The organism is Streptomonospora halophila (genome assembly GCF_039542725.1).
GTDB lineage: Bacteria > Actinomycetota > Actinomycetes > Streptosporangiales > Streptosporangiaceae > Streptomonospora > Streptomonospora halophila.
Window position 1 is genome coordinate 124,877 of the sequence record NZ_BAABIK010000007.1, and the last position, 19,786, is coordinate 144,662.

The 19,786-nt window shown below is 68.6% G+C and carries 13 protein-coding genes; 8 read left to right on the forward strand and 5 right to left on the reverse strand.

The features are described from left to right. The first annotated feature begins 178 nt into the window (after window positions 1-178). Together ABEA15_RS08440 and ABEA15_RS08445 are read left to right on the forward strand one after the other, a co-directional pair. Window positions 179-3,049 (forward strand): helicase-related protein, encoded by a 2,871-nt coding sequence (locus tag ABEA15_RS08440; RefSeq protein WP_345556176.1) that lies wholly within the window; start codon window positions 179-181, stop codon window positions 3,047-3,049. Beyond that, the gene (locus ABEA15_RS08445; RefSeq protein ID WP_345556177.1) at window positions 3,046-7,185 is read left to right on the forward strand and encodes an Eco57I restriction-modification methylase domain-containing protein; all 4,140 of its coding nucleotides are present in this window, start codon (window positions 3,046-3,048) and stop codon (window positions 7,183-7,185) included. The genes ABEA15_RS08440 and ABEA15_RS08445 overlap by 4 nt, the downstream gene beginning before the upstream one ends. Window positions 7,186-7,245: 60 nt before the next feature. Here ABEA15_RS08445 and ABEA15_RS08450 read toward each other — a convergent pair whose 3' ends face one another. After that, entirely contained in the window at window positions 7,246-7,446 is a 201-nt protein-coding gene (locus tag ABEA15_RS08450) for a DUF397 domain-containing protein (protein WP_345556178.1), read from the reverse strand. Further along, window positions 7,430-8,296 (reverse strand): helix-turn-helix domain-containing protein, encoded by an 867-nt coding sequence (locus tag ABEA15_RS08455; protein WP_345556179.1) that lies wholly within the window; start codon window positions 8,294-8,296, stop codon window positions 7,430-7,432. The genes ABEA15_RS08450 and ABEA15_RS08455 overlap by 17 nt, the downstream gene beginning before the upstream one ends. 141 nt (window positions 8,297-8,437) lie before the next feature. Here ABEA15_RS08455 and ABEA15_RS08460 point away from each other — a divergent pair, with 141 nt between their 5' ends. After that, window positions 8,438-9,292 (forward strand): hypothetical protein, encoded by an 855-nt coding sequence (locus ABEA15_RS08460; protein WP_345556180.1) that lies wholly within the window; start codon window positions 8,438-8,440, stop codon window positions 9,290-9,292. A 26-nt stretch (window positions 9,293-9,318) separates the two neighbouring features. On the opposite strand, the gene ABEA15_RS08465 is transcribed toward ABEA15_RS08460, so the two are convergent. Both ABEA15_RS08465 and ABEA15_RS08470 read right to left on the reverse strand, forming a co-directional pair. Further along, entirely contained in the window at window positions 9,319-10,023 is a 705-nt protein-coding gene (locus ABEA15_RS08465; RefSeq protein ID WP_345556181.1) for a DUF6082 family protein, read from the reverse strand. Window positions 10,024-10,075: 52 nt separating this feature from the next. After that, window positions 10,076-10,510, reverse strand: a complete 435-nt coding sequence (locus ABEA15_RS08470; RefSeq protein WP_345556240.1) for a DUF6879 family protein — start codon at window positions 10,508-10,510, stop codon at window positions 10,076-10,078. Between the two features lie 146 nt (window positions 10,511-10,656). Here ABEA15_RS08470 and ABEA15_RS08475 point away from each other — a divergent pair, with 146 nt between their 5' ends. The 5 genes from ABEA15_RS08475 (at window position 10,657) to ABEA15_RS08495 (ending at window position 18,827) form a co-directional block, all read left to right on the forward strand. Then, the gene (locus ABEA15_RS08475; RefSeq protein WP_345556182.1) at window positions 10,657-11,592 is read left to right on the forward strand and encodes an HNH endonuclease; all 936 of its coding nucleotides are present in this window, start codon (window positions 10,657-10,659) and stop codon (window positions 11,590-11,592) included. Window positions 11,593-11,683: 91 nt separating this feature from the next. Then, the gene (locus ABEA15_RS08480) at window positions 11,684-13,099 is read left to right on the forward strand and encodes a competence protein CoiA family protein (protein ID WP_345556183.1); all 1,416 of its coding nucleotides are present in this window, start codon (window positions 11,684-11,686) and stop codon (window positions 13,097-13,099) included. 141 nt (window positions 13,100-13,240) lie between these two features. After that, on the forward strand, window positions 13,241-15,325 hold the full coding sequence (locus ABEA15_RS08485) for an AAA family ATPase (protein ID WP_345556184.1): 2,085 nt from the start codon (window positions 13,241-13,243) through the stop codon (window positions 15,323-15,325). Beyond that, window positions 15,322-16,545, forward strand: coding sequence for an McrC family protein (locus ABEA15_RS08490; RefSeq protein ID WP_345556185.1), 1,224 nt, complete (start codon window positions 15,322-15,324; stop codon window positions 16,543-16,545). The genes ABEA15_RS08485 and ABEA15_RS08490 overlap by 4 nt, the downstream gene beginning before the upstream one ends. A gap of 188 nt (window positions 16,546-16,733) precedes the next feature. Continuing rightward, window positions 16,734-18,827: a UvrD-helicase domain-containing protein gene (locus ABEA15_RS08495; RefSeq protein ID WP_345556186.1), complete on the forward strand. Its 2,094-nt coding sequence runs from the start codon at window positions 16,734-16,736 to the stop codon at window positions 18,825-18,827. Between the two features lie 311 nt (window positions 18,828-19,138). Here the strand turns inward: ABEA15_RS08495 and ABEA15_RS08500 are convergent, their stop codons facing one another. Then, the gene (locus tag ABEA15_RS08500) at window positions 19,139-19,741 is read right to left on the reverse strand and encodes a hypothetical protein (RefSeq protein ID WP_345556187.1); all 603 of its coding nucleotides are present in this window, start codon (window positions 19,739-19,741) and stop codon (window positions 19,139-19,141) included. Window positions 19,742-19,786: the final 45 nt, after the last annotated feature.

Here is a 19,786-nt window from a genome sequence, read left to right on the forward strand (position 1 = left end):
GATCCACTATGAGCCCCCGCCCCGGCGGAGTGCTGGTGCTTTCCCCGTGGGCGCCTCTCTCCAAGCGCACCCTAAAGCCCCGCGAGATGCCGCCGGCGGTTCCTAAGCTGGATACCCATCCCCTGATCAACGAGCGCGAGGTAGTTTCCTTGACCCGCATCCGCCAAGGCGGCATCCGATGAGCACCGCCACCGCCACGTTCCAACCCGGATCCCTGGTGCGCGGCCGCGGCCGCGAATGGGTGGTCCTGCCGCCCACCGACGACGCCTTCGTCGTGGCCCGCCCGCTCAACGGCGACGACGCCTACACCGCCCTGCTCTTCCCCGGCGAGGTGGAACCGGCCGACTTCCCGCGCCCCTCCACCCGCGTGGAGCACATAGGCGACCACGTCTCCGCCGGGCTGCTGCGCACCGCCATGCGCGTGGGCTTCACCTCCACCGCCGGCCCCTTCCGCGCGCTGGGCGCCATCGGCGTCGAACCGCGCCAATACCAGTTCGTACCGCTGCTCATGGCCCTGCGCATGGAGACCGTGCGGATGCTGATCGCCGACGACGTCGGCATCGGCAAGACCGTCGAAGCCGGACTCATCGCCAAGGAGTTGCTGGAGCGCGGCGAGGCCCGCGGCCTGACCGTGCTGTGCTCGCCCGCACTCGCCGAGCAGTGGCAGGCCGAACTGCGCGACAAGTTCGGCATCGAGGCCCAACTGGTGCTGCCCTCCACCGTGCGCCGCCTGGAGCGCCCGCTGCGCACCGACCAGTCGCTGTTCGAGGTCTATGAACACACCATCGTCTCCACCGACTTCATCAAGGCCGAGCACCGCCGCTCGCAGTTCCTGCGCAGCTGCCCCGACCTCGTCATCGTCGACGAGGCCCACACCTGCGTCAGCGCCTCCGGCACCGGTCAGCGCCAGCACCGCCACGACCTGCTCAAGGGCGTCGCCAAGGACACCTCCCGCCACCTGCTGCTGGTCACCGCCACCCCGCACAGCGGCAAAGAGGACGCCTTCCGCGATCTCATCGGCCTGCTCCAACCCGAACTCGCCGAGGTCGACCTGAGCAGCAGCAAGGGCCGCGACCTGCTCGCCCGGCACTTCGTGCAGCGCCGCCGCAACGACATCCGCCGCTACATCGGCGAGGACACCCCCTTCCCCAAGGACCGCGAGACCCGCGACGCCGACTACGAGATGAGCCCGGCCTACGCCGAGTTCAACGCCGACATCCTCGCCTACGCCCGCGAAACCGTGCAGGACACCCGAGGCACCGGCGTGCAGCGGCGCGTGCGCTGGTGGTCGGCGCTGGCCCTGCTGCGCTCGGTCGCCTCCTCCCCCGCCGCCGCGGCCGCCACCCTGCGCGCCCGCTCAGCCGCCACCCACGCCGAGACCGAGCCCGAAGCCGACGACCTCGCCCGCTCCACCGTGCTCGACCTCGCCGAGGACGAAGCGGTGGAGGGTGTGGACGCCACCCCCGGCGCCGACGCCGACGAGGAGACCCTCGCCAAAAAGGAGAAGCGGCGCCTGGCCGAGCTGGCCAAACGCGCCGACGCCCTGAGCGGCCAGCAGCACGACACCAAACTCAAACTGGTCGTCAAAACCGTCAAGGACCTGCTCGCCGACGGCTACGACCCCATCGTCTTCTGCCGCTACATCCCCACCGCCCACTACGTCGCCGAGGAACTGCGCGCCGCGCTGAAGAAGAACCACACCGTCGCCGCCGTCACCGGCGAACTGCCCCCCGCCGAGCGGGTCGCCCGCATCGAGGAGCTCACCGGCGCCGAGGGCCGCCACGTCCTGGTCGCCACCGACTGCCTCTCCGAAGGCGTGAACCTCCAGGAGCACTTCCGCGCGGTCGTGCACTACGACCTGGCGTGGAACCCCACACGCCACGAGCAGCGCGAAGGCCGCGTGGACCGCTTCGGCCAGCGCGCCGACCGGGTGCGCGCCGTGACCCTCTACGGCGTGGACAACGGCATCGACGGCCTCGTGCTGGACGTACTGATCCGCAAGCACCGCACCATCGCCGCCCAGACCGGTGTCGCGGTGCCCGTGCCCAGCTCCAGCGACACTGTGCTGCAAGCCCTCGTCGAAGGCGTGCTCATCCGCGGGCAGCAGACCGACCAGCTCGAACTCGACCTCGGCATCACCCGGGCCCGCGAGAACCTGGACCGCGAATGGGAACTGCTCTCCGAGAAGGAGTCCCGGCGCGTCACCAAGTTCGCCCAGTCCGGCATGGACCTCTCCGACGTCGAACACGAACTGGAGCGCCTGGGACCCGCGGCGCGCGACGCCCTGGGCCGCCCCAGCGACGTCGCCGCGTTCGTCCGCGACTCGGTCTCGGCGCTGGGCGCCCCCGCCCACTTGGACGGCGAGGCCCTCACCGTCACCCCGCACCCGCTGCCGCCGGGCGTGCGCGCCGCACTGGGCGTGGACGACGACGCCAAGAACGGCAAGTCCGCCAAGAAGGAGCTCGTCTTCCGCCGCGACCTGCCCGCCGGCCCGCGCGAACACGTCCTGCTGCGCACCGACACGGCCGTGCGCGCGCTGGCCCGCTACGTGCTGGAGTCGGCGCTGGACCCCAAACCGGAGACGGTGCCGCCTGCCAAGCGCCTCGGCGTCACCCGCAGCGCCCGGGTGCCCATCCGCACCGTGCTGCTGCTGGTGCGTTACCGGTTCCTGCTCACCCTGCCCGGCCGCGGGACCCCCCGCACCACCGTGGTGGAGGAGGCGCGGGTGCACGGCTACCGGCCCGGCGAGGACGGTCAGCGCGAATGGCTGGGCCACGACGAGGTCGCCGAGCTGCTGTCCTCCTCTCCCGACGGCAACATCCTGCCCGAACAGGTCGCCAAGCAGGCCCAGCGCGCCGTCGCCGAACTCGACGCGCTCCAGGGCGACCTGGACGCGGCCGGCGCCGACATCGCCGAGGAACTGCGCGAGGCCCACTACAACGTCCGCAAGTCCGCCGAGGCCCGCGTGCGCGGGCTGAAGCTCGTCCCCCACGACCGCGCTGACGTGCTCGGCGCCTACGTCTACCTTCCGGCCGGAGGTTCCCAGTGAGTACCGCGAGCACCAGCGCGGCCAGCACGGCCAACACCCGGGGGTACTCGGCCATCCGGGTGGTGGGCTCGCTGCTGACCGCCGACCTCATCGGCCGCATCGGCGCGGGCGACCCGGACCTGAAGGGCCTGCGCTCCGAGGAGTACGGGCTGGTGCCCGGCCGCCGCCTGGGTGAGGCCGCCAGCCGCCGCTGGGACGACCTGCTGGGCGCCTACCGGGCCTTCCAGAAGCGCCTGGCCGAGGCCGGGCCGGGCGACTCGGCCGTCTCGCTGACCCGCAACCGCTGGCTGCTGCCGCTCTTCGACCATCTCGGATTCGGCCGCCTCCCCCACCAGCGCACCAACCTCACCGCCGAGGGGCGTGCCTACCCTGTAAGCCACGTGTGGGGCAGCGTGCCCATCCACCTGGTGGCCTGGGAACGCGACCTGGACAAGCACCGCGGCGGCAACGGCCACGCCGGCGGCGACCGCGCCCCGCAGTCGATGCTCCAGGAGTTCCTCAACGCCAGCGACGACCACCTCTGGGGCATCGTCAGCAACGGCCAGAAGCTGCGCATCCTGCGCGACGCGGCGTCGCTGTCGGAGGCGGCGTTCATCGAGTTCGACCTGGAGTCGATCTTCGAGGGGGAGCTGTACTCCGACTTCGTGCTGCTGTTCGCGCTGGCGCACGCGTCCCGGTTCGAGCTGCACACTCCGGAGGGCGCGGCCGACGGCGGCGGGCGTGCCGAGGGCGGCGAGGCGGCAGACGAGGAGGGCGCCGCGGCACCGGCGCTGAAGGCGCCGAGCGTGGCCGACTGCTGGCTGGAGAAGTGGCGCACCGAGGGCGACAAGACCGGGGTGCGCTTCCGCGACAAGCTGCGCGACGGCCTCACCGAGGCGCTCCAGGAGTTGGGCACCGGGTTCCTGGAGGACAGCCCCGAGCTGCGGGAGAAGCTGCGCACGGGGGCGGTATCGCGCTACGACCTGCGCAACGAGCTGCTGCGGCTGGCCTACCAGGTGTTGTTCCTGTTCGTCGCCGAGGACAAGGGGGCGCTGCTCGACCCGCACGCAGGCGACGCCGCGCGGGAGCGCTACCGGACCTACTTCTCCACTGAGCGGTTGCGGCATATCGCTGCGGAGCGGATCGGCGACCGGCACGACGACCTGTGGCGGACGCTGGTGATCGTACTGGAGGCGCTGGGGACCGATGAGGGGCGCCCGGAGCTGGCGCTGCCGCCGCTGGGCGGGCTGTACTTCACGGCGGGGGCGCTGGAGGAGAGCACGGGTGACAGCGGGGGCGAGGGCGCGGCAGTCCGGTCCGAGCTGCTGCGCGACCCGAACGTCACGCTGTCCAACCGGCGACTGCTGGCGGCGATGCGCCACCTGACCCGGGTGAAGGACGACGGCGGCCGCTGGCAGCGGGTGGACTACCAGCACTTGGACGCCGAGGAGCTGGGGTCCATCTACGAGTCGCTGCTGGAGCTGATTCCGCACCTGGACACCGCCAACCGCACCTTCGAGCTGAAGGGCGCGGCCGGCAACGACCGAAAGACGACGGGGTCCTACTACACGCCGAGCCCGCTGGTGGAGACGCTGCTGGACAGCGCGCTGGATCCGGTGATCGAGGAGTACGCGAAGAACAGGGTTCCCTCCGACCTGCTGAAGATCACCGTGTGCGACCCGGCCTGCGGGTCGGGGCACTTCCTGGTGGCGGCGGCACGAAGGATCGCGCGGGCGTATGCGGTGCTGGAGGCGGGCGACGAAGAGCCCACCCCGGACGCGGTCACCAAGGCCATGCCGGAGGTCGTGCGCAACTGCATCTACGGGGTCGACCTGAACCCGCTGGCGGTGGAGCTGACCAAGGTGTCGCTGTGGCTGGCGTCGCTGGAGCCGGGCAAGCCGCTGGCGTTCCTCGACCCGCACATCAAGGTGGGCAACGCGCTGCTGGGGACCACGCCGAAGCTGCTGGAGCAGGGGGTCCCGGACGGCGCGTTCAAGGTGCTGGAGGGCGACGACAAGAAGTTCGTCGGTGTGGTGAAGAAGCAGAACAAGAAGGAGCGTGAGAGCGGGCAGATCAGCGCGTTCTCGGCCGGTGAGGGCTACTCCAGCAACGTGAAGCTCGCGAAGGAAGCTCGCGAGATCAACCGGAACACCAAGCCGGGCCTGGCCGGCATCCGCGAGCAGGCGCGGAAGCTGCGGGAGCTGGAGGGGTCGGCGGAGAAGCAGCAGCGACGGCGGGTGGCTGATGCATGGTGCGCGGCGTTCGTCTGGCCGAAGCGGCCGGATGCGGCTGCGCCGGTGACGACGGAGACCGTGCGGCAGCTTGAGTCGGCGGAAGGGGCGCTTTCGGCGGAGCAGCGCACGGAGCTGGAGCGGCTGAACCGGCGGTACCAGTTCTTCCACTGGCACCTGGAGTTTCCGGAGGTGTTTCCGGGAGCCGATGATGAGAGGGAGGACTACAACCCGGCGACCGGGTGGCAGGGCGGGTTCACGAGTGTGCTTGGAAATCCGCCTTGGGATCAGATTGAGCTGAAGGAACAGGAGTTCTTCACTAGTCGGGACCCAGAGATCGCGAGCGCGGCCGGCGCAAAGCGCAAGAAGCTAATCGAAGAACTTTCCGAACATCCAGAGAAGCAAGACATCCACGAGTCTTATCTAGATGAGAAGCGCCGAGTCGATGGGGTTCGCCACTTCGCCGCCAACTCGCAGCGCTATGAGAACACTGGGCGCGGTCGGATCAATACCTACGCCGTTTTCAGCGAGAGCGGAGTGAGCCTTCTGCATCCGCTCGGAAGGCTTGGGCTCATTGTTCCGACTGGGATCGTGACAGACGCGACGACACAGTACTTCTTCAAGGACCTTGTCCAACGTCGCGCACTGGCCACCGTGTACGATTTCGAGAATCGAAACATCTTCCCGAACGTACACAGCAGCTACAAGTTCACACTCCTGACTGTCGCCGGTCGCGGCGCTGCCGTCGAGCGCGCCGAGTTCGCCTTTTTCTTGCACGACACAGCCGAACTCGCTGACGCCGAGAAAAAGTTCTACCTTAGCTCCGAGGAGATACTCAAGCTTAACCCCAACACGGGCACCTGCCCTATCTTCCGGTCGCGCCGCGACGCCGACATCACCCTCAAGATCTATGAAGCGGCGCCGGTCCTGGTGGAGCACGGGAAGTCCGACGGCAACCCGTGGGGCGTCTCGTTCATGCAGGGCCTCTTCAACATGACGTCGGCATCGCACCTCTTCCACATTCGCGAAGACCTCAAGGCGGACGGCTGGCACCTGGAGGGCAACGTCTTCGTGAAGGGCGAGGAGCGGATGCTCCCGCTGTACGAAGCGAAGATGCTCCACCACTACGACCACCGGTGGGCGACCTACGAGACGAGCGAGTCTGCTCGGGACATGACAGTGGAGGAGAAGACCGACCCTAGCGCGCTGGCTCTGCCGAGGTACTGGGTTGCCGAGAAAGAGGTAGATGGTCAGACCGGAGATTCGGTTTCCTGGCTGCTCGGGTTCCGCAAGATCTGCAGAGCCACGGATGAGCGGTCTTTGATTTCATATGTGTTTCCCAAGAGCGGGATAGGCGACTCAGGAAACCTAATACACACGGACAGGTTGGAATCTGCCTCGCTCTACGCCAACACAGCTTCATTTCCTCTCGACTACGTGTTGAGGCAGAAGCTCGGCGGAACGAATCTAAACTTTTTCCAATTTGAGCAAATACCGCTCCTCACCCCGAAGTACCTGCATAATAATGCCACCTGGGATCAATCTCATGAGGTCACCCAATGGATCAATCCTCGCACCCTCGAGCTCGCCTACACCGCGTGGGACATGAAACCTTTTGCGAATGATTATGGGGACACTGGTGCTCCATTCGTGTGGTATGAGGAGCGGAGGTTCCTCCTCCGTTGCGAACTGGATGCGGCGTTCTTCCATCTGTACGGGATTGGGCGCGATGACGTCGACTACATCATGGAGACGTTCCCGATCGTGAAGAAGAAGGATCTCCAGGCCCACGGTTCCTACCGCACCAAGGAAACGATCCTGGAGATCTACGAGGCAATGGCGAAGGCCGCCGAGACCGGCGAGCCCTACCGGACCGTCTTGGACCCACCCCCCGGAGAAGGCCCGCGCCACCCCGAGCGCGACTGATCCGGCCCCCGACATACAACGGCCGCATCGCCGACTGATCGGCGGTGCGGCCGTCGTGCGTCAGCCCTCGAACTCGTTCCAACTGACGCTGGCGACGAAGGCCCGCCACTCAGCGGCCGGGAACGCGAGGGCTGCGGCGTCGGGGTGCTTGGAGTCGCGGACAGCAGATGCGCCGGGGAGGTCGGCGACTTCGACGCAGTTTGTGTTCACGCCGCTGTAGCTGCTCTTCCGCCAAACTTTCTGGTCAGACACTCGACTCATTCTCCAAGGATTCGGTGACGTCTTTGATGAATTGGAGGGAGTGCGCAGGGCTCATAGCCGAGCCCTGCGCTCCGCCGAACAGGGAGTTCAGCTCTGTGAGTTCGTGATCTTCCTCAACGTACAAACTTGAGATCGGGGTCTCGACGTACCCGATGCTGGCGTCCAACGGGTCGGGGAAGTCCATGATGACGAAGCTACCGACCGTTACCGGATGCGCCCCCGCTGAGTACGGCAGAACATAGATGTTGATGTTGTGTCGTGCAGCCATGTGGGTGAGGTGCCGCAACTGCTGGCTCATCACCTCTACCGAACCGACCACTCGCCGCAGTGCTGCCTCGTCGAGGATCACCCAGTAGGCCGGCGGGTCCACACGGTTAAGGATCTCTTGGCGCTTGAGTCGGGCGGAGACTCGTTCCCGGATCTCCTCATCACTACGGACGAGGTTGGCTCGGAAGATCGCCTCCGCATAGTCAGGGGTTTGAAGCAGGCCCGGTACTACCTGGCACTCGTAAGTCTTGATCACGGAAGCTTCGGTCTCGAAGTCCGGCAAGGCCGTCGACATGAGGTTCCGGTAGCGAGCCCACCAACCGCGCTCCTTGGCCAGCCGTGCGCACTCATGGAGTGAAGCTCGGACCTCCGCATCGTCCTCTTCGTAGAAGTCCAGTAGAGCGTCCAGCTCATCAGACGTCACCGACTTCTTGAAGCCGGTCTCCAGGCGGGACACCTTGACCTGAGGCCAGCCCAGCTCTTTGGCCACCTGAGCGGTGGTCAGTCCGGCCCGCTCTCGGTACCGAAGGAGCTGCGTTCGGAGTCGTCGTCGCCGAACGCTCGGGCTGTACGCGGGTTGCATGCGTGGCAGTCTAGCCACCTCCTCGATGAGTGACTAAGTCAGTTCTACTATTGACTTCATGACTTGAGTCATACAACACTGTGAGTAGTTGGTCAGAGTCGATGTTCGCACGCTTAAGCGGTCCGCATCGGAGGTTCTCGCATGCCCGCAACAATCACCCAACGCCACCACCCACCCACCGAAAGCAGCCATGGCCGCCCCCACCACCTCGCCCGCCTCGCCACCGCCATCCGCGCCTACGGGGGCACCGCCGTCGTCGCCCTCTCCCACACCGCCCACCCGGTGCTCTACGTCCGCCACCGGCACCGCACCATCCCCGTGGTCCTGGTCCAGGACATCCGCGGCGGCTGGTCCTTCGTGTGGGGCCGCCCGGCCACGGGCACCCCGTACCGCATCCCCGGCGTCCGTCTCTACACTTGGGCCACAGAACCGGCGGAGATCGTGTCCCGGGGCGGGATCCGGGCCACGTGCCCCGGGCGGACCCTGCGCGACGTCGTGCTGCGGGTGGACCGCTACACCGCGGTCTGCCTGCTCGACTCCGCTCTCAACCAGGGGCTCGTCCGGAGCGGGGAGCTTCCCGGGCTCGCCGCCGCCAACCGTGCCCGCTCCGGTTGCCGCCGCTCGCGCCCCTGGTGGGAGCTGGCCGACGGCCGGGCGCAGAGCCCTCTGGAGACGCGCATCCGGCTGGTGTGCGCGGACGGCGGCGTGCCGCCCGACGACCTGCAACATTCGTTCCACGATGCGCGCGGCCGCCTCATCGCCGTCGGCGACCTGTGGTGGTCCGACCGCCGCCTGCTCGTCGAGGCCGACGGCCGCGCGCCGCACGAGCTCCCCGAGTCGCTGCTGCGCGACCGCCGCCGCCAGAACGCCCTCGAACTCGCCCACCCCGACGTCCGCATTCTGCGCTTCACCTGGGCCGACCTCGCGTGCCCGAACTACATCCTGGAAACCGTGCGCGGGGTCGGTCCCGGCCCGAACGAGCCGGGATCCGGTTAGCGCGATCGGCTGCCCCGATCAGTACGTCATCCTCTTCGCAACACCGTTGTGCGTTCGCGCCGCCACTGGGCGACCGCGTTGACCAGGACAGCCGCCAGGCTCTGCGGGGAGGGAGGCCGCGTCGCCGTGAAGGCCGCGTCGGCCTCGGCAGTGAAGAAGTCCTCCGCTTGGTCGCCGCCGGTCACCGCGGCATGGGCCGCTCTGGCCTTCGCCCAGAACGCGTAGATGTCGCGGCTGGTCATCAGGTGGGGCAGGGCTCCGCGCAACTCGCCGAGTTCGATCGTCTGGGTTTCGTAGGCGACCTTCTGCAGGTTGAGGACCAGATTGCAGTAGTGGTCCTTCCGCGTCTCCCGCGATCCCGGGTACACCTCCGGCCAGACGCCGAGCAGCTCGTCGTCGATCGCCATCTTGACGATGTCGGTGTGGATCTGCCGCAGCGAAATCTCGCTGCTGCTCCGCTGGTCCTCCATTGCCAGGTCCAACTGCGACCTCTGGTTCTGCAGATCGCGCCGCTGCAGGAAAAGCGTCAGGGCGATCCCGATGAAGGCGACACCGGAGAAGAAGACACCGACCGGGGCGACGGCCTCGCCGATCTTGGACCAGCGATCGAGTGTTCTGCCGTCGGCTCCTGTGAGCAGGAGGGCCGGAATCGCCAGACTCGCGGCCACCGCTGCGACGCCGAGGACGACGCCGGCGCCCACCGCAGCGGAGCGCACCCCTCGCCGGTTCATCAGCGCAGCCTACCGCCCGCGATCCGTCGCGGCCGCGACGGATCGGCACGCCTCAAAAGTCCGCCTGGGCCAGGAACCGTTCGAAAGGAACGGCGCCGGCGCGCAACGCGAGTGCCCGCTCTTCCAAGGCCCCAACGGTGCGGGGATCGCGTACCAGCCAGCCTCCCGCCTGCACACCGGTCGGGCCGTTTCCGTAGTCGTGGACCAGGGCGGTACGCCGGTCGAAGAGCAGGAAGTCGAAGGTCGCACCGTTCGGCAACGGCGTCCCGGACGGCTCCCGTAGGACCTCGATGTTCTCGCCCATCGTCGCGCGAATGCGGTAACTCATCAGCTCATAGCGCAGGTATTCCGTCACCGGCTCCTGCACGACGCGCACCCGGGCGAACTCGATCGCGCGGGCGCGTACGTCCTCGTAGAGCGGACGGTCGCTTTCGGCCTCCTTTTTCAGCAGCACACCAGACCACCCACCCGTCCCGAACCGTCCGATGGACCTTCAGCCGACGTTACCGCTCACGGAGTGTAAACGGCATCTTCGTAATGGCCAGGATCGGCTACCGGAGCAGCCACAACAGAGGCGCATCGGCGATCGAGTCGCCGCGACAACCACGTCCCCCGGCGGGCATAATTCCCCGGATGAAGGGATATGTCGGAGTTACAGACACCGAGTGGTACCGGTACCTCGCCGACCATCCGGGGATAGCCGAGATCAACTTTTGGAGGCCGTCCGACCTGCGGGACTTCAAGGTTCTCGCCGTCGGCGAGCCGTTCCTGTTCAAGACGCGGGCACCGCACAATCGGGTGGTGGGCGGAGGGTTCTACAGCGGCTTTGCGCGCCTGCGTGTGTCCGAGGCGTGGCGGGTGCTGGGCGAGGGCAATGGAGCGGCGACACTCGGCGAGCTGCGGGAGCGCATCACCAGCTGCCGCAAGGAGCCCATGCCAGACGGCGGCGATCCGGAGATCGGTTGCGTGTTCCTGCGTGACCCCTTCTTCCTTCCCGAGGACGTCGCGGCCGATCCCCCACCCGACTTCGCCCCCAATCTCGTCCAGGGCAGGTCCTACGACCTTTCGGCGGACGTGCGCTACGCCGACTACTTCCACCGGGTCGCCGTGCAGAGCGACCGCGTACTGTTCGACATCGACGACTCCAAGCCCTGGCACCGCCCCGGTCCGGTCTACGGTGAACCCAAGCCGAGGCCCGTCCGATGCGGCCAGTGGTCTTTTCAGGGCGTCATGCTGCACGCCTACGGCGGCCGCTGCGCCGTGACGGGGAGCGCGATCCGTCCGACGCTGCAAGCGGCGCACATCCGCCCCCTGTCGAAGGGAGGGGAACACCGCACCGACAACGGCCTCCTGCTGCGCTCGGACGTCCACACGATGTTCGACCGGGGTTACCTCGGGCTGGACGCCGAGCGCCGGCTGCTGGTGAGCCCGTGGCTGCGCAAGGAGTTCGCCGACACCGAATGGTTCTACGACCGAGCGGAGCGGCCGATTTTCCTCCCTACGCAACGGGCGGATCGGCCGCATCCCGACTTCATCGAATGGCATCTCGACAACGTCTTCCGTAGCTGACGGTAACCGTGGCACGTTCGCATGAAGGCCGGAATCGGCCAGTCCGCTCGATCCGCCGGAGTTCGCGGTAACGCATGGTTAGGGTGCCTTCATGGCGCGCTGGGATCAGGATGACGACCGCCGTCTGGTGCAGACCGCCGTTGTCGGCGGCGCGCGTTCAGACGAGCCGGTCAGCCTCCCCATGGACGAGTCGGGTGCCCTGAGGTTCCGCGAACTCCATCAGGGCCGGAAGTTCTGGTGCGGAACCTGGCTCGGCGGCTGCGGCGGCGAACTCAGCGGAAAGATCTACCGGGAGAAGGTCTGCCACTTCGCCCACCACCCCTCGTCCAACGAGTGCACCCGCCGCTACGGGGACGCCGACAGCGCCGACCACCTCTATGCGAGCAGGCGTGTGAACCGCTGGCTGGAAGGGCACGGTCTGGAGGCGCGCTCCCCTGACTACAAGGGCGACTTCGAAGACGGCGGTACCTGTACTCGGGTTTTTCTGGACGGCGTGGACGATCTTCCGCCGATCTGCATCGAGTTGACCGAAGACCTGGACGGCTATCTGGCGGGGTTGCTCCGTACCGGCGAGATCAACCAGTTGGACTGGCTCATCAGGAACAATCCGCCCCTCGCGCGTGAATTGATCGACCGCAACGGCTATGCGCTGCGCATCCGATTCAAGGACGAAGACCTCGGCCGTACCTTCGACGTCGGCACCGCCACCGCCGACGGCCGCGTCCGGTGGAACGGCCTCGACGAGTGTTCTCTCACTCGTAACGGCATCCGCACCCCGATGCTGGGAGAGCGGAAACGGCTGCGCCTTGCGCCCGAGGCAAACGGGACAGAGACCACTCCCGAACCGAACGGCCGCCTGACGGCATTGCGTCGTCTGCTCGACGATGCGCTGGCGAGAGAGGATCCTCAAGCGGCCGGCCGAGCTCTCGAAATGATCGAGCGGAGGATGGCCGAGTTTCCCGAGGAAGTGCGGGACGAACTCGACGCCAAGCTGCGCGATCTGCAGAAGATCGAAAAACTGATGAAACCGCATATGCGTGCTGAGAATCTGCTGGAGCAATGGCAGGCCGCTCGGGGGGCAGGCCAGCGCGGCCGCGCGCAGCAGCTCCGGCGCGAATTGCGGACGCTTTCCGAGCCCGGAAACGGCCTCGCTCACGAGCAGCGGCAGAAGATCAGTGCCGAACTGGATCGAACCGCGGAGGGGGTGGCCTCATCCCGGTGGAGAAGCGATCCGGACGGCGATGACGTGCAGAGCCGCGGTTCCGTCCCCAGCGCCGCCGGTGAGGCCCCCACCGAGCCCGCGCGCCCGGCGTCCTCCTCCAGCTTGAACGAAACGCTGCAGGCCCGCGCCGAGGCGATCCGCCGTCGCCTGCGGCGGGAGGGCAGGACTCCCACGCCCCCGGCGGGCGTGGACCGCAATCCCGGCGGAGGGTCCCGGCATCAGCCGGCCGACGCACGAACCCTGCGCGAACTCGCGGATCGGGTCAACGCTCGGCGATCACGGTGAGACGGGCGCAAGCCGTTCAGCCCACGCGGCAGCGGCGAGCCCTCGACCTCGCACCATGGCGAAGCCTGTCGTCCCCCTCGGGCACCATGGTGGTCGCTCATTGCCGCTCGCCCGCATCCGGCATCCCGAAGGGAGCCCCCGATGCCGACTCGCAAACAACTCAACGCCAAGACCACTCGCCTGACCATGGTGATCCTGGCCGGCGAACCCCGCGGAATGCACGTCGGGGCACTGTGGGAGAAGCTCCTGCAGGAATACCCGCAACTGGAGACGGACTGGGCCGCCTACGTCAACGACCAGAACGGGCCCAACCGCAACCTCCGCTGGGTATCGAGTGAGCTGGTCAAGATCGGCTGGATCTTCAAGGACGGCAACGGCACCTGGCAGGTCACAGGGGTGGGCCGCTGGGCGCTGGACTCCTGGCCCGACCAGGACAAGCTGTGGGAGGTGCAGCGCGAGCGCTACACCGAGTGGCGCCGGCAGCGCGCCTGGTTCGACCGGGTGCAGGACGCCCTCCCCGCGCTGCCGGGCGGGGCGTGGGCCTCCGCCCAGGACCTGGCGCTGGTCACCGGCCTCGACGCCTCCCTGCTCGTGCACCACCTGTGCGGTACCCGCCCCGAGGGGTGGCACCGTGTGCTCGACGCCGACGGGAGGCCGCCGGAGCAGGCGCACCTGACCGAGGACGAACGGCGCCTGGTCGAAGGACTGCTGGAGGCCGACGGCGCTGTCGGGGCCGACGGCCGCGCACGGCCCCACCAGCGGCTCACCGAGTCCGACCTGCGCCAGTACCTCGCCGACGACGACCCCGGCGAGACTCCCAAACGCCGCGCATGGCTGGTGCGCGGGTCCAGCGTCCACGGCGAGAACCTCGTCCGCTCGCTCTGGCTGCCGGAGGGCATGTGCTCGCTGCCCGCATCGCGGCTGCCGGAGGTTCCGGCGGACAGCCCCCGCGAGGCGGTCGCCGCCGCCGTCGACGACGGCTACGCCCACGCGGGCGCCGCCGAACGCGACAAGCTCACCCGCGAGTACCACGACTTCCTCACCCGGATGCGTACCGGCGACATCGTGCTCACCAATGACGGCGCCGAGGTCTACATCGGCCTCGTCGACGGCCCGCCCGGCTACACTGCCAGCAGCGGCGGCAAGGCCAACCTGCAGCGCAAGGTCGCCTGGCACACCGCGGACGGCCCGCGCGATTACACCGACCTCCCCGAAGCGGCGGCCAACCGGCTCACCAACCCCGATGCCGTCCTCATCGACCTCACCGAGTTCGTCGGCGACCTGGAGGAATGGCTCGGCGAAGAACCCGACCAGCCGGTCACCGAGCGCGACTTCTCCCTGCCCGACGCCGATCCCGGGCTCGCCGAGGCGCTGCTGTTCGACCAGGAGTGGCTGCAGGAATGCGTCGACCTGCTGCGCGACCGGCCGCAGCTCATCTTCTACGGCCCGCCGGGCACCGGCAAGACCTACGTCGCCCAGGAACTGGCCAAGCACCTCACCGGCGGCAAGCCGGAGAACACCCAGCTCGTGCAGTTCCACCCGTCCTACTCCTACGAGGACTTCTTCGAGGGCTACCGCCCCCGCCCGGCCGCCGACGGCCAGCAGCCCTCCTTCGAGCTCACCCCCGGGCCGCTGCGCAAGCTCGCCGACGCCGCCCGCAAGCGTCCGGGTGAGCCGTTCGTGATGATCATCGACGAGATCAACCGGGGCAACTTGGCCAAGGTCTTCGGCGAGTTGTACTTCCTGCTGGAGTACCGCGGAAAGTCGGTCGACCTGCTCTACGGCTCCGACGACGGACTGGGCTTCACCCTGCCGCGCAACATCGTCATCCTCGCCACGATGAACACCGCCGACCGCTCCATCGCCCTGATCGACGCGGCCATGCGCCGCCGCTTCTGGTTCGAGGAGCTGCACCCCAGCGCCGGTCCGGCCTCGGTGGTGCTGGAGCGGTGGTTGTCCCGCCGCGACCTGCCCGACGACGCGGCGCGGCTGCTGGCGGCGCTGAACGACCGCATCGCCGACCGGGACTTCCGCGTCGGCCCCTCCTACCTGATGCGCGAGGCGCTCCACGCCGACTCGCGCGGTCTGCAACGGGTGTGGCGCCACCAGATCCTCCCCCTGCTGGAGGAGCACCACTACGGCGACGGCGTGGATGTCGAGAAGATGTACGGGCTGGCGACGCTGCGCAAGGAGCTGGGCCTGGGCGAGGACGCGGCGCTGGCATGACGCGGATCGAACTGACCGAGCACGCGCCGCGGACCGGGGTCGCGCTGACGGCCGCACAGGCGGCGGCGCTGGCGGCGTGCGAGCTGGTGACGATGAAACCCGAACCGGGCGGGACCTGGACGCTCACCGCCGACAAGGGGCTGGTCGGAGCTGTCCGCGTGGGGCCGCAGGACGCCGACGTCGAACTGCGCATCGCCCCCAAACTGGCGGTCCAGCGGATCATGTTCCTGATCGGCTACGCCCAGCACGGCGTCCACTGGCGCCGCCATAGCGTCGAGGCCCAGGAGCGAACCGACCTGCTGCCGGCGATCGCGGCCGCCTTCGCCCGCATGGCCGATCGGACGCTGGCTCACGGGGTACTGCTGGGCTACCACACGGTCGAGGATGCGTTGCCGGTCGTTCGCGGGCGCATCCGCTCCTCCGAGCAGCTGCGTCGGCGCTTCGGTTCCCTGCTGCCGGTGGAGGTCGTCTACGACGACTTCTCCCCCGACATCGCGGAGAACCGGATCCTGCTCGGAGCGGCTCGGCGCCTTCTGCGCCTGGGCGGGCTGCAGGGCGCGACCCGGGCCCTGCTGCACCGCGTGATCGCGCGGCTGGACGGTGTTTCCGCGCCCGTGCCCGGCGGCGCGCTGCCGCACTGGCGGCTCAGCCGCCTCAACGCCCGGTACCAGGCGCCGCTGGGCCTTGCGGAACTGGTGCTGCGCGGCGGTTCCTATGAATTGCACCGGCCCGACGGGGTGCGCGTCGACGGACTGATGCTGCGCATGTGGCAGGTCTTCGAAGACTTCGTGTCCCAAGCGCTGAGCGATGCCCTGGCCTCCTACGGCGGCCGCTGCGAAACCCAGGACACCGACCACTACCTGGACCGTGCCTGTACCTTGCAGCTGCGCCCCGATCTCGTCTACTACCGCCAGGGCGGAGACGGCCGACCGGTGCCGGCGGGGGTCGCCGACGCCAAGTACAAGACCGCTCGGACGGGCCGCACCGACGACGACGTCTACCAGGTGCTGGCCTACTGCACCGCGCTGGACCTGGGCCAGGGCCACCTGGTCTATGCGTCCGGCGCGAGTACCGCGCCTCGGAGCCATCGGATCGCCGGCAGCGGGGGGGTCATCATCCAGCGGCACGTCCTCGATCTGGACCTTCCCCCCGTGGAGGTACTCGATCAGGTCGAGGACATCGCCGAATGCATGTCCAGCGGTGCACTGCGCGAGGCTTAGCGCCCGAGGCGGGAGGGCAAGGAGAAGGCATCGTGCCGCTGGGCGCACTCTCCGCCTGGGACGATCATTTACTCCTTTTCCGGGACAAAGCGGCCCGAGCACTGGTGAACTGCTGTCGCGTGCCCGACCGCAGCGGTGCTCGGACTCGCAGCACGACCCGCGGCCGCCTGCAGAGTAAGGAATCCCCCATGCCCCAGCTCGCCATCGACAAGGACTTCCTGAGCCGCTACGCCAAGCTCGACAAGCGGATCCAGAAGGCGGTCGACGACGCACTGCACAAGTTCGCGGAGGTGTACTACGCCGGGGGGCACCTGGAGAAGGTCACCGACGCGCGCGATCCGCGGGTCCGCACGCTGCGCATCACGCTGAACTACCGGGGCGTGGTCGTCGCCCAATCGGAGGACACCTATCTCCTGGTCACCGTCCTGCCGCACGACGAGGCCTACGCCTACATCCGCAGCAGGCGGTTCTCAGTCAACCACGCACTCGGCGTGCTGGAGGTCCGCGACGAGAGCGCGCTGGAGAGCTTCACCCCCGCTTTGGAGGAACTCGCCGCCGCGGACCCGGCGCGGCTGTTCGACCACATCTCCGACGCCGACCTCATCCGGCTGGGTGTGGACGCCGAATCGCTGCCGATCGTGCGGCTGCTGACGTCCGAGGCCCACTTGGAAGCGATGGCGAAGATGCTGCCGGGCGGTCAGTACGACGCCCTCGTGGCATTGGCTTCGGGGATGACTCCCGAGGAAGCCTGGGCCGAAGTCGCCAAGAACCTTGTTGAGGAGGTCGCCCCGGACCACATCGACCTTGACGACCTGACCGCTGCCATCCGGCGCAGCCCCGGCCAGGCGGTCTTCGTGGAAGGGCCGGAGGGCCTCCAGTCGATGCTGGATGCGGCGTTCGACCTGTGGCGGGTGTTCCTGCACCCCCTGCAACGCAGGATCGCCTACCGCCCGAGCTTCAACGGCCCCGCGATGGTCACCGGCGGCGCCGGCACCGGCAAGACGGTCACGGCCCTGCACCGGGTGGCCCACCTGACGTCGCGCTACGAATCCGGGCCGCCGCAGGTCCTGCTGACCACGTTCACCCGCACGCTGGACGCTGCGCTGCGCTCGCAGGTCGAACTGCTGATCACCGATCCTGCGCAGCGCGAACGCGTGGACGTGCGCAACCTGGACCGGGTGGCCTACGAGGTGGTGTCCCACGAGTGCGGTGCCGGTCCCGCCTTCCCTAACGCACGGGATCTCGAAGACCTCTGGGATGAGGCCGGCGCCGAGCGGGGCCTGTCGGGTGCCTTTCTGCTCGCCGAATGGGAGCAGGTCATCTTGGCCCAGGACCTGCGCACCGAGCGGGCCTATGTGGACGCCGCGCGGCGCGGACGGGGCAGCCGCCTCAGCGTCGACCAGAAGCGCAGCGTCTGGCGCGCTGTGCTGGAGGCGACGAAGCACATGGCTACCGCCAACCAGTGGACGTTCACACAGGTGGCCGCAGCGGCCGCCGAGATCCTGGAGCGCACCGGAGATCGACGCTATGAGCACGTGGTCGTCGACGAGGCGCAGGATCTGCACCCGGCGAAGTGGCGGCTCATCCGCGCGCTCGCGGCCGAGGGGACCGACGACCTTTTCATCGCGGGCGACCCGCATCAGCGCATTTACGACCACCGGGTTTCGCTGGCCTCTCTGGGCGTCCACGTGCGCGGGCGCAGCCGCAAGCTGACCGTGAGCTATCGCAGTACCCAGGAAATCCTTTCTTGGGCGGTGCAAGTCCTCGGGGCCGCGCCGGCCACCGGCCTCGACGACCTGGAAGACAGTCTCGACACCTACAGTTCGCCCCTGCACGGCCGCCGCCCAACGGTGCGCGGATTCAGCGAACGCGCCGCCGAACTCGACGCCTTGGCGGAGCAGGTGCGGAAATGGATCGATCAGGGAGTCGAGGCCGGTTCCATCGGGATCGCGGGGCGGAGCCGCAAGGTCACCGAAGCGGCGGCGGCGCGCCTGAAGGAGGATGCGATCGACTGCGGCGCTCTGGCCACGGGGCCCGGAGTCCGGGTGGGCACCATGCATGCTATGAAAGGGCTGGAGTTCCGTTGCGTGGCCGTGGTGGGTGTCGAGCACGGGATCGTGCCACACGAGTCCCAGATTGCCGACAGCATCGAGGATCCGACCAGCCACGCCCACGGTCTGCAGCGCGAGCGCAATCTACTCTTCGTCTCCTGCACCCGGGCGCGCGACACCCTGTATGTCTCCTACAGCGGTGCCCCCAGCCCGTTTCTACCGGCGCAGTGATACACGGGCAGATCAGGTCCTCCGCCCCTCGTCTGACGCATTGCACTGGGTGCAGGCTCTGGCCAAGGATGGGAACGGCGGCCGCGAGCGCAGTTCGGCTCGGCATCAATAGCGGCGGCGTGACTGAGTCGGCGCCCGTCAGCCGGCTCGCCGCACGGGCTATCGCTGGGACATCACCGAATCGGCGGCGAGTTCCGGCAAGAACCTCGGATTGGTGCGGTTCCGACCGCCGCCCCGCTTGGCTCGGGGCGTTGCGGCGGCGCGGGTGCGTGGTCCTGGAGTGAGCGCCGCGCGGGCCGCGCGGGTGGGGCTCACAGCGGGGGCATGACCCCCAGGGCGGCCAGCAGCGCCGGTATGCCCACGAACACCCCGCCCAGCAGCAGCGGCGCGCCCAGAAAGCCCACCACGGCCACGCGCGCCCGTATGCGGTGGCGGCGGGTGTGGGACACCGCCAGAGTCCCGAAGCCGACGGCGAACAGCAGGAAGAACAGCACATAGGCGACGGCGCCCGCGCCGATCCGGCCGGGGTCGCCGGTCATGCCCGTGGCCAGGCCCAGCGCCTGGACCACCGAGCCCAGCCCGTAGACGCCCAGGGTCGCGAACCCGGCCCAGGCCAGCACGGCCACGAGGGGCGCCGGCGCCCAGCGGCGCTCGGGCGCCACCGACAGCAGCGCCACCCCCGCGCCCACGATCTTCAGGCCCACCACCAGCCAGTTCATCACCGCCAGTCCGTCGGCGTAGTCGGCGTAGGCGCCGCCGGAGAAGCGGTCGGTGAGCTCGAAGACGACGTTGACCAGCGCGAAGCCCACGCAGGCCAGGATCGTCAGCACCGCCGTCGCCGTGACGGCCCTGCCGGGCCGGGCGGGCGCGCTCGCGAAGGGTCCGGACGCTGAAGGGGAGATCGAGGATGCCATGGGTCGATTCGACCCCGCCGGGCCGCCGGCGCGGCACCCCCGCCC

Coding starts and splice junctions, on each gene's coding strand:
- ABEA15_RS08440 (WP_345556176.1), top strand. CDS start 179: ATGAGCACCGCCACCGCCACGTTCCAACCCGGATCCCTGGTGCGCGGC.
- ABEA15_RS08450 (WP_345556178.1), bottom strand. CDS start 7,446: ATGAGTCGAGTGTCTGACCAGAAAGTTTGGCGGAAGAGCAGCTACAGC.
- ABEA15_RS08455 (WP_345556179.1), bottom strand. CDS start 8,296: ATGCAACCCGCGTACAGCCCGAGCGTTCGGCGACGACGACTCCGAACG.
- ABEA15_RS08460 (WP_345556180.1), top strand. CDS start 8,438: ATGCCCGCAACAATCACCCAACGCCACCACCCACCCACCGAAAGCAGC.
- ABEA15_RS08465 (WP_345556181.1), bottom strand. CDS start 10,023: ATGAACCGGCGAGGGGTGCGCTCCGCTGCGGTGGGCGCCGGCGTCGTC.
- ABEA15_RS08475 (WP_345556182.1), top strand. CDS start 10,657: ATGAAGGGATATGTCGGAGTTACAGACACCGAGTGGTACCGGTACCTC.
- ABEA15_RS08480 (WP_345556183.1), top strand. CDS start 11,684: ATGGCGCGCTGGGATCAGGATGACGACCGCCGTCTGGTGCAGACCGCC.
- ABEA15_RS08485 (WP_345556184.1), top strand. CDS start 13,241: ATGCCGACTCGCAAACAACTCAACGCCAAGACCACTCGCCTGACCATG.
- ABEA15_RS08490 (WP_345556185.1), top strand. CDS start 15,322: ATGACGCGGATCGAACTGACCGAGCACGCGCCGCGGACCGGGGTCGCG.
- ABEA15_RS08495 (WP_345556186.1), top strand. CDS start 16,734: ATGCCCCAGCTCGCCATCGACAAGGACTTCCTGAGCCGCTACGCCAAG.
- ABEA15_RS08500 (WP_345556187.1), bottom strand. CDS start 19,741: ATGGCATCCTCGATCTCCCCTTCAGCGTCCGGACCCTTCGCGAGCGCG.